The sequence below is a fragment of the Streptomyces seoulensis genome (assembly GCF_022846655.1).
GTDB lineage: Bacteria > Actinomycetota > Actinomycetes > Streptomycetales > Streptomycetaceae > Streptomyces.
In genome coordinates this window covers 614,622-627,531 of record NZ_AP025667.1, presented here as the reverse complement: position 1 = coordinate 627,531, position 12,910 = coordinate 614,622, and the positions used below count along the sequence as shown (strand labels likewise).

At 71.4% G+C, this 12,910-nt stretch carries 14 protein-coding genes; 6 read left to right on the top strand and 8 right to left on the bottom strand.

Annotated features, from left to right (window positions below; all coding sequences use genetic code 11):
* The first annotated feature begins 171 nt into the window (after positions 1-171).
* Positions 172-1,170, top strand: coding sequence for an acyl-CoA desaturase (locus HEK131_RS03010; protein ID WP_217461202.1), 999 nt, complete (start codon positions 172-174; stop codon positions 1,168-1,170).
* Positions 1,167-1,844 (top strand): TetR/AcrR family transcriptional regulator, encoded by a 678-nt coding sequence (locus HEK131_RS03005; RefSeq protein WP_161146734.1) that lies wholly within the window; start codon positions 1,167-1,169, stop codon positions 1,842-1,844. Before HEK131_RS03010 ends, HEK131_RS03005 begins: the two co-directional genes overlap by 4 nt.
* Here HEK131_RS03005 and HEK131_RS03000 read toward each other — a convergent pair.
* On the bottom strand, positions 1,841-2,203 hold the full coding sequence (locus tag HEK131_RS03000; RefSeq protein ID WP_244333572.1) for a VOC family protein: 363 nt from the start codon (positions 2,201-2,203) through the stop codon (positions 1,841-1,843). The two genes, HEK131_RS03005 and HEK131_RS03000, sit on opposite strands and share 4 nt — an antisense overlap.
* A 3-nt stretch (positions 2,204-2,206) precedes the next feature.
* On the bottom strand, positions 2,207-3,004 hold the full coding sequence (locus tag HEK131_RS02995) for a trans-aconitate 2-methyltransferase (protein WP_244333571.1): 798 nt from the start codon (positions 3,002-3,004) through the stop codon (positions 2,207-2,209).
* An 88-nt stretch (positions 3,005-3,092) separates the two neighbouring features.
* Between HEK131_RS02995 and HEK131_RS02990 the strand changes: the two genes are divergently transcribed.
* Positions 3,093-3,590 (top strand): MarR family winged helix-turn-helix transcriptional regulator, encoded by a 498-nt coding sequence (locus tag HEK131_RS02990; protein WP_217461205.1) that lies wholly within the window; start codon positions 3,093-3,095, stop codon positions 3,588-3,590.
* On the opposite strand, the gene HEK131_RS02985 is transcribed toward HEK131_RS02990, so the two are convergent.
* The gene (locus tag HEK131_RS02985; RefSeq protein ID WP_217461206.1) at positions 3,549-4,316 is read right to left on the bottom strand and encodes a LuxR C-terminal-related transcriptional regulator; all 768 of its coding nucleotides are present in this window, start codon (positions 4,314-4,316) and stop codon (positions 3,549-3,551) included. The genes HEK131_RS02990 and HEK131_RS02985 overlap by 42 nt on opposite strands.
* A gap of 265 nt (positions 4,317-4,581) precedes the next feature.
* Here HEK131_RS02985 and HEK131_RS02980 point away from each other — a divergent pair, with 265 nt between their 5' ends.
* On the top strand, positions 4,582-5,037 hold the full coding sequence (locus HEK131_RS02980) for a GNAT family N-acetyltransferase (RefSeq protein WP_217461207.1): 456 nt from the start codon (positions 4,582-4,584) through the stop codon (positions 5,035-5,037).
* Between the two features lie 7 nt (positions 5,038-5,044).
* Here HEK131_RS02980 and galK read toward each other — a convergent pair whose 3' ends face one another.
* The 3 genes from galK to galT are packed head-to-tail and all read right to left on the bottom strand — an operon-like array spanning position 5,045 to position 8,243.
* Positions 5,045-6,199, bottom strand: coding sequence for a galactokinase (gene galK / locus HEK131_RS02975; protein WP_217461208.1), 1,155 nt, complete (start codon positions 6,197-6,199; stop codon positions 5,045-5,047).
* On the bottom strand, positions 6,199-7,161 hold the full coding sequence (galE, locus tag HEK131_RS02970; protein WP_244333570.1) for a UDP-glucose 4-epimerase GalE: 963 nt from the start codon (positions 7,159-7,161) through the stop codon (positions 6,199-6,201). Before galE ends, galK begins: the two co-directional genes overlap by 1 nt.
* A complete protein-coding gene (galT, locus tag HEK131_RS02965; protein WP_244333569.1) occupies positions 7,158-8,243 on the bottom strand; it encodes a galactose-1-phosphate uridylyltransferase in 1,086 nt (361 codons plus the stop codon). The genes galE and galT overlap by 4 nt, the downstream gene beginning before the upstream one ends.
* 167 nt (positions 8,244-8,410) lie before the next feature.
* Between galT and HEK131_RS02960 the strand changes: the two genes are divergently transcribed.
* Together HEK131_RS02960 and HEK131_RS02955 are read left to right on the top strand one after the other, a co-directional pair.
* The gene (locus HEK131_RS02960) at positions 8,411-10,123 is read left to right on the top strand and encodes a sodium:solute symporter family protein (protein WP_031184249.1); all 1,713 of its coding nucleotides are present in this window, start codon (positions 8,411-8,413) and stop codon (positions 10,121-10,123) included.
* Positions 10,124-10,144: 21 nt separating this feature from the next.
* Entirely contained in the window at positions 10,145-10,483 is a 339-nt protein-coding gene (locus HEK131_RS02955; protein ID WP_217461211.1) for a hypothetical protein, read from the top strand.
* A gap of 28 nt (positions 10,484-10,511) precedes the next feature.
* Here the strand turns inward: HEK131_RS02955 and HEK131_RS02950 are convergent, their stop codons facing one another.
* The gene (locus HEK131_RS02950; RefSeq protein WP_217461212.1) at positions 10,512-11,204 is read right to left on the bottom strand and encodes a helix-turn-helix transcriptional regulator; all 693 of its coding nucleotides are present in this window, start codon (positions 11,202-11,204) and stop codon (positions 10,512-10,514) included.
* 67 nt (positions 11,205-11,271) lie between these two features.
* Positions 11,272-12,909 carry a PQQ-binding-like beta-propeller repeat protein gene (locus tag HEK131_RS02945; RefSeq protein WP_217461213.1) on the bottom strand — a complete coding sequence of 546 codons (1,638 nt, stop codon included), beginning with the start codon at positions 12,907-12,909 and terminating at the stop codon, positions 11,272-11,274.
* Position 12,910 lies beyond the last annotated feature (1 nt).

Sequence of the window (12,910 nt, the reverse complement as noted above, 5' to 3'; positions counted from 1 at the left end):
GTTCCAAGGATAGGTGGCCCGGCGGACGCGCAGGTTGTCGGGCTCTTGCCGCCGACCGACACGCTGCCATACTTACGACGCCGTAGGTTACGGAACCGTAGGGACGTACCGTCCGTTCCACACCTGTCCGGCAACGTCACGACCACGCCCTCGACCCCACAGGGGACGCGCATGACCTCCAGTAGTTCCGATGTGATCGACAAAGCCCAGACGGACGGCGCGTCCGCCACGCTGGGCGGCGAACAGAAGCGCTCGATCGAGCAGATCGCGCTGCTCGTGTTCATCGTCGTGCCCTTCCTGGCCCTGCTGGCGGCGGTGCCGCTGGTGTGGGGCTGGGGGGTGAGCTGGCTCGACCTGGGCCTGCTGGTGTTCTTCTACTTCCTGGGCTGCCACGGCATCACGATCGGCTTCCACCGCTACTTCACCCACGGCTCCTTCAAGGCCAAGCGGCCGCTCAGGATCGCGCTGGCGATCATGGGGTCGATGGCGGTGGAGGGTCCGCTGGTGCGCTGGGTCGCCGACCACCGCAGGCACCACAAGTTCTCCGACGCCGAGGGCGACCCCCACTCGCCGTGGCGGTTCGGGGAGACGCTGCCGGCGCTGATGAAGGGCCTGTGGTGGGCCCACATCGCCTGGATGTTCGACGAGGAGCAGACCCCGCAGGAGAAGTACGCGCCGGACCTGGTCCGGGACCCGGACATGCGGGCGATCTCCCGCCAGTTCGCGCTGTGGACGCTCGTCTCGCTGCTGCTGCCCCCGCTGATCGGCGGTCTGGCGACGATGTCCTGGTGGGGCGCCTTCACCGGGTTCTTCTGGGGTTCGCTCGTCCGGGTCGCCCTGCTGCACCACGTGACGTGGTCGATCAACTCCATCTGCCACGCGGTGGGCAAGCGCCCCTTCAGGTCCCGCGACCGTTCGGGAAACGTGTGGTGGCTGGCGGTGCTGTCCTGCGGCGAGTCCTGGCACAACCTGCACCACGCCGACCCGACCTCCGCGCGGCACGGTGTGGAGCGCGGGCAGATCGATTCCTCGGCCCGGATCATCCGCTGGTTCGAGAAGCTCGGCTGGGCCTATGACGTGCGGTGGCCGTCACGCTCGCGTATCGATTCGCGCCGCACCGACGACGACGGTTCCTCCCGGCGCGGGAAGGCTGCCGCGAAGGCGGCATGATTGACGGCGTGGCCACCGACTCCAGCAGCACCTCGAGCAACGACAAGACGCGGCGGACCCGCCGGACCCGTATGACCGGTGCGGAGCGCCGCCAGCAGTTGCTGGAGATCGGCCGGACCCTGTTCGCGGCGAAGGGCTTCGAGGGCACGTCGGTGGAGGAGATCGCGGCCAAGGCCGGGGTCTCCAAGCCGGTGGTGTACGAGCACTTCGGCGGCAAGGAGGGGCTGTACGCGGTCGTGGTGGACCGGGAGATGCGGTGCCTGCTGGACATGGTCACCGGCTCGCTGACCGCCGGCCATCCCCGTGAGCTGTGCGAGCAGGCCGCGTTCGCACTGCTGGACTACATCGAGGAGTACACGGACGGTTTCCGCATCCTCGTCCGCGACTCCCCCATCCCGCAGTCCACCGGTTCCTTCGCCTCGCTTATCTCCGACATCGCCACCCAGGTGGAGGACATCCTGGGCCGCGAGTTCAAGAGCCGCGGCTTCGACTCCAAGCTCGCCCCGCTCTACGCCCAGGCCCTGGTCGGCATGGTCGCCCTGACCGGCCAGTGGTGGCTGGACGTCCGTCGCCCCAAGAAGGCCGAGGTGGCCGCCCACCTGGTCAACCTCGCCTGGCACGGCCTGGACGGCCTGGAACAGAAGCCCCGGCTGATAGGGCACCGCAAGAACTAGGCGTCCGGCGCCAGGAACTCCAGGCGGTTGCCGACCGGGTCCTCGGAGTGGAAGCGGCGGTGGCCGGGGAGCCCGCCGTCCCATTCAACCGGCGCGCCGTGCGCGGCCAGCCGGGCGGCGCAGGCGTCGATGTCCGTGACCAGCAGTCCGGGGTGCGCTTTGCGCGCGGGGCGGAAGCCGGTCTCGACACCCAGGTGGAGCCGGACCCCGCCCGCCCGGAACCAGCAGCCGCCGCGCGCGGCCAGGGCCGGCGGCTCGGGCACCTCGGTCATGCCGAGCACCCCGCCGTAGAAGGCGCGCAGCGCGTCCTGCGTGCCGGGCGGCGCCGCGAGCTGGACGTGGTCGATCGCGAGCAGCACGGCTCAGGCCCCCTTGACCGCCACCGCGAACAGGCGGCGGAAGGGGAGGACCGTGCCGTAGGGGGTTGTCGGGTACGCCTTGCGGAGCAGGTCGCGGTATTCGGTGACGAAGGCGTCCCTGGCCTCGGGGTCGTCCGCGAGGGCGGTCAGGGCGGGGCGGAGGCCGGTGCCCTTGACCCAGTCGAGGACGGGATCCTCGCCGGTCAGGACGTGCTGGTACGTGGTCTGCCAGACGTCGGTGGCCAGGCCGAGGCGGGCCAGGCGGTCCAGGTAGGCGCCGGGGGTGTGGACGGAGTCGGGGGCGCGCAGGATGTCGGCCAGCCGGGAGGCCCAGCGGGGCGTGGCGGCCAGTTCGCGCATCAGGGCGTGCAGCGGGGCGTCGGTGTTGTCCGGCACCTGGAGGGCGAAGGCGCCGCCCGGCTTCAGCGCGGCGGTCCAGTCCGCGAACCGGTCGAGATGGCCCGGCACCCACTGGAGGGTGGCGTTGGTGAGGATCAGGTCGTGCGGTTCCCCGGGCGTCCAGGTGCGGGCGTCGGCGAAGGCGAAGTCCAGTCGGTCCCCTTCATACCCGGCGCGGGCGCGCTCCAGCATCTCGGGCGAGTTGTCGTAGCCGGTGATCCGCGCGGCGGGCCAGCGTTCGGCGAGCAGGGCGGTGGCGTTGCCCGGGCCGCAGCCGAGGTCGGCGATCCGGGGCCGCTCGGCGGGCAGGGCGGGGACGCGGGCCAGCAGGTCCGTGAACGGGCGCAGCCGGTGGCCGGAGTGACGGAGGTACTGGGCGGGGTCCCAGGCGGGTGTCGTCATGGCAGCCACCCTCCCGACGAATTCTCTTGATGTCAAGATACTCAGCTTCAAGAGACTTCACGTCGACACAACCACTACACTGATCTCCATGGAGGACGAGGTCGATCGGCTGGTCGCAGCATGGCGCCGGGAGCGCCCGGACCTCGACGTGGAACCACTGGAAGTGCTGAGCCGGGTGAGCAGGCTGGCCCGGCACCTGGACCGCGCGCGCCGGCTCGCCTTCGCCGAGCACCAGTTGGAGCCCTGGGAGTTCGACGTGCTGACCGCGCTGCGCCGCGCCGGCACCCCGTACCAGCTCTCCCCCGGCCAACTGCTCACCCAGACCCTCGTCACCTCGGGCACGATGACCAACCGGATCGACCGGCTCGCCAAGAAGGGCCTGGTGGAGCGGCTGCCCGACCCGAGTGACCGGCGCGGCGTGCTGGTGCGGCTGACGGTCACCGGCCGGGACCGCGCCGACGAGGCACTGGCGGGCCTGCTGGCCCAGGAGCGGGCCATCCTCGGCGAGCTGTCCCGCACCCAGCGCGGCGAACTCGCCGGGCTGCTACGCCAGTTGACCGCCCCGTTCGACAACGTCCCCGGCTAGGTCGACCGGGCCCACCCCGGCCCGGCGGGCCAGCGCCACGGCGGCCAGCGTGGAGTGCACGCCGAGCTTGCCGAGGACGTTCTGCATATGGGTGCGCACGGTGTGCGGGGAGAGGAACAGCCGCTCCGCGACCGCCTTGCGCCCGAGCCCGGCGACCATGCAGCGCAGCACCTCCCGCTCGCGCGGGGTCAGCGACTGCACCAGCCGCTCGCTCTCGCTGCGGTGCTTGCGCGCCGCCGTCAGCTCCTTGAGCACGCCGGTGAGCAGCGCGGCCGGCAGATGCGTCTCGTCCCGCAGCACCCCCCGGATCACGGTGAGCAGCCGGGACAGCGAGCAGTCCTTGGCGACCCAGCCCGAGGCGCCGGCCTGGAGCGCGAGGGCGGCCCGGTGGGCGTCGTCCTTCTCCGCGAGGACCACCGTGCGCACCCCGGACTGCGCCGAACGCACCCCGGCGACCAGCGAGATCCCGTCGACCAGCCCCTCCGCGTCACCCGCCTGCACCGGTACGGCCGCCCGGCCGCCGGGCAGCACCCGGCCGAGGTCGGCGTCGACCAGCAGAACGTCGTAGCGGCGGCCCTCGGTGGCGGCGCGCTCGATGCAGCGCAGCGCGGCCGGGCCGCTGCCCGCGGCGGACACGTCCACATCGGGCTCGGCGGCGAGCGCCGCCGCCAGGGACTCGGCGAAGATGCGATGGTCGTCCACGACCAGCACTCGGATGCGAACCACGAAACCCCCTTCCCCACGCTCCGCACGGAGCAGGGGTCACCCCAGGTCCGGAGAACGACGACGGCTCACGGGCACGGCACCCGCGGCAGCGAGGCGAACCGCGCGGCCGCCGCCGTCGCGGAAACTGCTACCCCCGCCGCGGGCGCCGTACCCGCCTGTCTCGCCCCCTGATCGGGCACCGGCCCCCACCGGTACCGCTCCTCAGCGTACGGGCGCCGTCCGCCGGGAGGCAGCCGATTGCCGGAACTGACCGGGCACCGCGTTTATGGTGTGCCGCATGTTTCGGATCGAGACGGAAGTGGACAAGGACCGACGAGATCTGCTGCGTGCCAGGCTGCGGGAGACCGACATGGCGGCCTCCCCGGTGCTGGCCGCGATGCGGGGCACGCCCCGCGAGCGGGACGTGCCGCTGCACGTGTGGGCGCTGGACACGGCGGGCGGCCTGACCGGTGGGCTGGTCGGCCACACCTGGGCCGGCTGGCTGCACGTCACCTATCTGTGGGTCGACGACCGCCACCGGGGCGCCGGGATCGGGACCCGGCTGCTGAAGGAGGCGGAGCGGGTGGCGCACGCCGACCGGGGCTGCGCGCGGGCCCGCGTGGAGACCTGGGACTTCCAGGCCCCGCGCTTCTACCGGGCCCAGGGGTACGACGTGGTGTCCGTGATCCCCGACTATCCGCCGGGGATCACGGAGTTCACCCTGACCAAGCGGCTCCGCTGACGCGGGTTCAGCGAAGGCGCCGGGCGCCCGGCGAGGGCACCGCCTCGAAGACGCGCGGGGCGGTGTACCCGGCCGCCGCGAACGCCTCCTCGACCGCCTTGGTGAGGGTGTCCACCGCGGACGCCTCGGCCAGCGCGATCGCGGAGCCGCCGAACCCGCCGCCGGTCATCCGGGCACCGAGCGCGCCCGCGGCCAGCGCGGTGTCGACCACGAGGTCCAGCTCCGGGCAGGAGATGCGGAAGTCGTCGCGCAGCGAGGCGTGGCCCGCGGTAAGGACCGGGCCGATGGCACGGACGTCGCCCGAGGTCAGCAACTCCACCACCCGCTCGACGCGACGGTTCTCGGTGACGATGTGCCGCACCAGCCGGCGCACCTCACTCTCATCCCCAAGCTCCTCCAGCGCCGCGTCCAGCCCGTCGTACGCCACGTCGCGCAGCGCATCGACGCCGAGCAGGGCGGCGCCCTTCTCGCAGCCGGCCCGGCGCTTGCCGTACTCGCCGCCGCTGTGGGCGTGCTTGACCTGGGTGTCGACCACCAGCAGCCGCAGCCCCTCTGCCGCCAGGTCGAAGGGGATCTGCCGCTGGGACAGGTCGCGGGTGTCGAGGAAGAGGGCGTGGCCCTCCTCGCAGCAGGCCGACGCGGTCTGGTCCATGATGCCGGTGGGGGCGCCGACGTAGACGTTCTCCGCGCGCTGGCACAGCCGGGCCAGCTTCCAGCGCGGCAGGTCCAGGCCGAACAGGTCGTCCAGCGCGAGCGCGACGACGACCTCCAGCGCGGCCGAGGACGACAGGCCCGCGCCGGTCGGCACGGTGGAGGCGAGATGGATGTCGGCGCCGGTCACCGGGTGCCCGGCCTCGCGCAGCGCCCAGACCACACCGGCCGGGTACGCCGTCCAGTCCTGGTCGGTGCCGGGTGCGAGGCCGTCCAGGGCGAGTTCGACGACACCGCCCCCGACGTCCGCCGAGTGCAGCCGCAGCCGGCCGTCGGTGCGGCGGGAGACGGCGGCGGTGACCTGGTGCGGCAGTGCGAACGGCATGACGAAGCCGTCGTTGTAGTCGGTGTGTTCGCCGATCAGGTTGACCCGGCCGGGCGCCGCCCACACCCCTTCCGGCTCCGCTCCGTACAGCTCGGTGAAGCGTTCCCGGACCTGCTGTGCCCCCACTAGTGCTCCCTCTGCGTGTCGCGCGCGAACTCCCAGGCGTCCGCGATGATCCCGGCGAGGTCCGCGCGGGACGGGTTCCACCCCAGTGTGGCGCGTGCGGTGTCCGCGGACGCCACCAGGACCGCCGGATCGCCGGCCCGGCGGGGGGCGGTGACCTCGGGGATGGGGTGGCCGGTGACCTCGCGGGCGGTCTCGACGACCTCGCGGACGGAGAAGCCGTTGCCGTTGCCGAGGTTGCAGATCAGGTGCTCGGCGGGGCGGGCGGCGGTCAGGGCGAGCAGGTGGGCGTCGGCCAGGTCGGCGACGTGGATGTAGTCGCGTACGCAGGTGCCGTCGGGGGTCGGATAGTCGTCGCCGTAGACGGAGATGGCGTCGCGGCGGCCCTGGGCGACCTGGAGGACGAGCGGGATCAGGTGGGACTCGGGGTCGTGGCGCTCGCCGTAGGAGCCGTAGGCGCCGGCCACGTTGAAGTAGCGCAGGGAGACGGCGGCCAGGCCGTGGGCGTGCGCCTCGCTGGTGATCATGTGGTCGACGGCCAGCTTGGAGGCGCCGTAGGGGTTGGTGGGGCGGGTGGGGGCGGACTCCGGGATCGGGACCTCCGCCGGCTCGCCGTAGGTCGCGGCGGTGGAGGAGAAGACGAGCCGGCCGACCCCCGCCTCGCGCATCGCGGCGAGCAGGGCCATGGTCCCGCCGACGTTGTTCTCCCAGTACTTCTCGGGCTTCACCACCGACTCGCCGACCTGCGAGAAGGCCGCGAAGTGCAGCACCGCGTCGAAGGAGGGGTCGAGCCACTTCTCGGCGTCGCGGATGTCGCCCTCGACGAAGGCGGCCCCGGCGGGGACGCCCTCGCGGAAGCCGGTGGAGAGGTTGTCGAGGACGGTGACCTCGTGCCCCGCCTCCAGCAGATGCTGGGCGACGACACTGCCGACATAGCCCGCGCCACCCGTCACCAGGTACTTCATGAACTCGCTACCTCTCGCAGTCGCTCGGCCGCGCGCTCCGGCGGCACGTCGTTGATGAAGACGTTCATGCCGGATTCGGAACCGGCGAGGAACTTCAGCTTGCCGGAAGTGCGGCGGATGGTGAAAAGCTCCAGGTGGAGTGCGAAGTCGTCGCGTGTCACCCCGTCGAAGCCGGTGAGTTCACCGAACGGCGCCTGGTGCCAGGCCGCGATGTACGGCGTCGGCGGTTCGTCCACGGTGCTCCCCTCCCCCTCCTGCCGCCCGAAGATCCGGTCGAAGCGCCTCAAGAGTTCCAGATAGACCTGGGGGAACTCTGTGCGCGCGGCCTCGTCGAGAGCGAGCAGATCGGGCACCCGGCGCTTGGGGTACAGGTGGACCTCGTAGGGCCAGTGCGCGGCGAACGGGACGAAGGCCGCCCAGTGTTCACCCTCAAGGACGACCCGGTCCCCCGCGAGTTCCCGTTCCAGGACGGTGTCGAAGAGGTTCTCCCCGCCGGTCCGCGCCTTGTGCTCGGCGAGCGAGCGGAGCATGAGCGCGGTGCGGGGGGTGACGAACGGGTAGGCGTAGATCTGGCCGTGGGGATGACCCAGCGTCACCCCGATCTCGGCGCCCCGGTTCTCGAAACAGAAGACCTGCTTCACGGAGGGCAGATGCGACAGCTCGGCGGTGCGGTCGGTCCACGCCTCCAGCACCAGCCGGGCCTGCTCGTCGGTGAGGGAGGCGAAGGACGCGTCGTGGTCGGAGGTGAAGCAGACGACCTCGCAGCGGCCGGAGTCGCCGGCGAGGGAGGGGAAGCGGTTCTCGAAGACGACCACGTCGTAGCCCGAGTCCGGGATCTCGCTGAGCCGGCCGTCCCGGCTGGGGCAGAGCGGGCACTCGTCGGCCGGGGGGTGGTAGGTGCGGCCCTGTCGGTGGGAGGCGACCGCGACCGAGTCGCCGAGCAGCGGGTCCCGGCGGATCTCGGAGGCGGTAACCGTGGGGTCCAGCGGGCGCCGGTCGACGGCGTCGCGGACCGTGTCGTCCGCCAGGTCGTAGTAGACCAGCTCACGCCCGTCGGCCAGCCGGGTCGAGGTCTTCTTCACGCCGGACTCCTCGCTCTCACTCAACACAATCAAACATAACAAACCACAACTCGACAACAGGCCGTACGATCACAATCGAACAAAGAACACCAACAGAACTGTTCAAATAATGAACGCCGCGGCGTAGGTTCCGCTCTGGATCAGTTCGCGCAACGAAGCGAGTTCTCATGCAGACCCCCCCGACCGGACCCGCGCCCCTGGCGGCGGGCCCCAGCTATCTGGCGGCGGAGCTACGGCTCCCCACCAACTGGCTCGACTACACGATCCTGGCCATCTACTTCGTCGTGGTTCTCGGCATCGGCTTCGCGGCCCGCCGCTCGGTGAAGACCAGCCTGGACTTCTTCCTCTCCGGACGCTCGCTGCCCGCCTGGATCACCGGCCTCGCCTTCATCTCGGCGAACCTGGCGGCCACCGAGATCCTGGGCATGGCGGCCAACAGCGCCCAGTACGGCGCCTACACCGTGCACTGGTACTGGATCGGCGCCATCCCGGCCATGGTCTTCCTGGGCCTGGTGATGATGCCCTTCTACTACGGCAGCAAGGTCCGCTCGGTCCCCGAGTTCCTGCTGCTGCGCTTCGACAAGGCAGCCCACCTGCTCAGTTCGATCCTGTTCGCCTTCGCCGCCATCCTCATCGCGGGCGTGAACCTGTACGCGCTGGCAATCGTGGTGGAGGCCCTGCTCGGCTGGCCGCAGTGGGTGGCCATCGTGGTGGCGGGTGCCTTCGTGCTCGGCTACATCACGCTGGGCGGCCTGTCCTCGGCGATCTACAACGAGGTGCTCCAGTTCTTCGTGATCCTGGCCGCCCTCATCCCGATCACCATCCTCGGCCTGAAGAAGGCCGGCGGCTGGGACGGCCTGACCCACAAGCTGGACGCGGCCCACGGCGCCAACTTCACCACCGCGTGGGGCGGCACCGGAATCGGCAGCGCCAACCCGCTGGGCGCCAACTGGCTGACCATCGTGCTGGGTCTCGGCTTCGTGCTGTCCTTCGGCTACTGGACGACCAACTTCGCCGAGGTGCAGCGCGCGCTGTCCGCGAAGAACCTCTCCGCCTCCAAGCGCACCCCGCTGATCGCGGCCTACCCGAAGATCTTCATCGTCTTCCTGGTGATGATCCCCGGCCTGGTCGCCGCCGCCCTGGTGCCGAAGATCGGCCAGCCCGGCTCCGGGCTCCAGTACAACGACGCGATCCCCTACCTGATGCAGGAGCTGCTGCCCAACGGCGTGCTCGGCATCGCGGTCACCGGTCTGCTCGCCGCGTTCATGGCGGGCATGGCGGCCAACGTGTCGTCCTTCAACACGGTGTTCACCACCGACATCTGGGCCCGCTACGTGAAGCCGGACCAGGAGGACGCCTACTACGTCCGCTTCGGCCGCTGGATCACCGTGATCGGTGTCGCCGCCTCGGTCGGCACGGCGTTCCTGGCGTCGTCGTTCTCGAACATCATGAGCTACCTCCAGACGCTGTTCTCCTTCTTCAACGTCCCGATGTTCGTGGTCTTCATCGTCGGCATGTTCTGGAAGCGCGCCTCGGCCAAGTCCGGCTTCTGGGGTCTGCTCGCCGGCACCGCGACCGCGATGGTCAACTACTTCGTGTTCTACAAGGAGGGCATCATCTCGATCCCCTCCGACCAGGGCGCCAACTTCGTCTCCGCCATCGCCGGCTTCGTGGCGGGCGCGGTCGTGATGGTCGCGGTGTCGCTGTTCACCAAGCCCAAGCCGGCCGAGGAACTCCAGGGCCTGGTCTACGGCACCAGCTCGCCGGGCATGTCCGAGGCGCCCGCCGAGGGCGACGACGCCTGGTACCGCAAGCCCGCCCTGCTCGGCTGGGGCGCGGTCGTCCTGGCCGCCGCCTGCTACATCCCGTTCTCGTTCTGATCGCGGGAGGATGAGGAAACCATGACCGAAGAATCCCCCCGCCCCGAGCACGGCGCGACCGAGCACGACGTCCAGCGCGAGGTCACCGAGCTGGAGGGCAAGTCCGCCACCGCCGCCCGCATCTTCGACCTGCGACGCATCATCGGCGGCCTGTTCGTGGTGTACGGCGTCATCGTCACCATCACCGGCCTCACCGACTCCCAGGCCGCGATCGACAAGGCCGAGGGCGTCAACATCAACCTGTGGACCGGCATCGGCATGCTGCTCCTCGGTGTGTTCTTCCTGGCCTGGCTGAAGCTCCGGCCGACCCCGCCGCCGCTGCCCGCGGAGGGCGCGGGTGACGACGAGCCCGTGCACTAACCGCGCGGGACCGAGCCGGAGCTGTGGACTACAGCTCCGGCTCCGTCGTGTGCGGGGCGGCACCGGCGCGGTCCAGCAGGCCGGTGCGGGCCGCGAGGGCGGCCGCCTCCAGCCGGGACCCGACGCCGAGCTTCATCAGCACCCGCTGCACATGGGTGCGGGCGGTGCTGGGCGCTATCCCCATACCGGCCGCGATCAGCCGGGTGTCCTCGCCGTCGGCGACCCGGACCAGCACCTCCACCTCGCGCGGGGTGAGCAGCCTGAGCAGCCGCTGGCCCTCGTCGTCGGGCTGGACGGCCGGGTTCAGCAGTTCCGCGAAGGCGCCCTGGAGCAGTTGCGGGGCGACGGCGGCCTCACCGGACCTGGCCTTCATGATGGCCCGCTCGACGCCCTCGATGCGCTCGTCGTGCCGTACGTACCCGGCGGCGCCCGCCGCGAAGGCGGCCGCGATGCCGCGCGGGGAGGGCACCGGGCCCAGGACGACCACGGCCACCTGCGGGCGCTCCCGCTTGATGCGGGCCACCGGGTCGAAGGCGCCCGGCTCGGCGGGTGCCGCCGTGCCCAGCAGGCACACCTCGGGCGCCCGCGATATCACCAGCTCGGCCGCGCCCGCGGCCGGCGCGGCCGCCGCGAGCACCCGGTGCCCGCGCAGCTTCAGCGCCGACGCCAACGCCTCCGCCAGCAGGCGGTGGTCGTCGACGACCATGAGCCGCACACCCATAGAGCAACCCCCCAGTCCTCATGTCCCGGAAGTTACACGCTCGGGGCGCCTGCCGTGCGGGCTTCGCTCAGTCGCGGGTGGCGAAGGCCACCACGCAGTTCTTGTCCTTGTCGAAGCTCCCGAGCGGCTTGGCCGCGTTCGGCGCCGCCATGAAGAGCTTGCCCTGCGCGTACCGGTACTCCGCGAGGCCGGGCAGCAGACCGGTCTGGACGCGGGGCTCGGCCATGTCGGGGGGCAGCTCCATCAGCGTCGTGGACCGGAAGGTCCCGCCGTCGATGCTGACGACCTGGCCGCCCTTGTCGTACGGCGGCTTCTTGTACGCGATCAGGTTGCCGCCGTCCATGCGGAGCGGGAACAGTTCGTAGTCCTCGCCGGCCGCGGCGCGCTGGCCGGTCTGCTTGCCGGTGGCGAGGTCGAAGGCCACGATCTCGTTGGTGCGGCTGCTCTTCCCGCTGCCCTTGTGCTCCTTGGTCGCCAGGAACAGCTTGCCCTGGCCCGCGATGACGCCCTTGCACGCCTCGACGACGGTGATGGTGTCGCACTCGCCGTCGTAGGTGTCGCCGGGCACCGGGATACGGGCCAGCAGCCTGCCGGTGCGGTTGTCGAGGGAGAAGTAGTCCGAGACGCCGCTGCCGCCGCTCGCGCTGTGCCCGGCGTCGGCGCCGACCACCAGCGGGTCGGTGGAGATGATGCCCGCGTACTCGATGCCGGCACCCATCTTGTACTCGGAGATCACCTTGCCCGAGGTGGGGTCGATGTTCTGGATGCTCAGGGTGCGGTTGCCGTAGGTGCCGCACTTGCGCACCGCGACCAGCCTGGTGCCGCCGCCGTATCCCGAGTCCTTGCAGTCGTCGCCGGGCTTGGGCTGCCAGAGCACCTTGCCGGTGCCGATGTCCCAGGCGGCGCCGCCGCCGAGGCCGCCGACCGCGACGGTCTTCCCGGCGACGGTGACGTTGGAGAACTGGGTGGCGAAGTCACCCGTGCCGACGGACCTGGTCCACAGCTTGGTGCCGGCACGGACGTCGATCCCCGCGACCTGGGTGCAGCCGGCGCGGTCGGTCTTGGTCGGCATCGAGGGCTGGTAGAGGATGCCCGTGCGGCCGTCGGCGGTGAGGTGCTCGGTGGCCGCGCAGACCGGGCCGGGGAGCTTGAGCGTCCACTTCTTGGTGCCGTCGTCCGGGTCGTAGCCGGTGATCTCGGCGATGCCCGTCTTGGCGTAGACCCGCCCGCTCAGCCAGGAGCCCGGCGTGGTGACGACGTTCTCCTCGGTCTTGGGCTCCGGGACCTTGAAGGCGACGTCGGCGGCCGGGTTGTCCGGCACCTTCTCCTTGCCGCCGGTCGCGGTGGCGGTGCCGTTCCTGCCGCCGCCGGAGTGCGCGGTGCCGCCCGCGTCGGAGGAACGGGCGTACCAGACGCCGGAGCCGATGATCAGCCCGATGGCGACGACGGCCGCGAGGACGATCAGGGTGATGGCGCGGTTCTCCCTGGCCCGGGTGCCGTCGTCCGCGACGACCGTGGGCGGCTGGGCGGGGTAGCCGTAGCCCGGCTGCTGGGGCTGGGCGGGGTAGCCGTAACCGGGCTGCGGCTGCGGCGGGGGTGCCTGCGGGTAGCCGTACACGGGCTGGGCGCCGGCGGGCGGGACGGGTGGCGCCGGCGGGGTGGGCGGCTGGTCCTGGGGCGGGCCGGAGGGCGGCTGGTCGGTCATC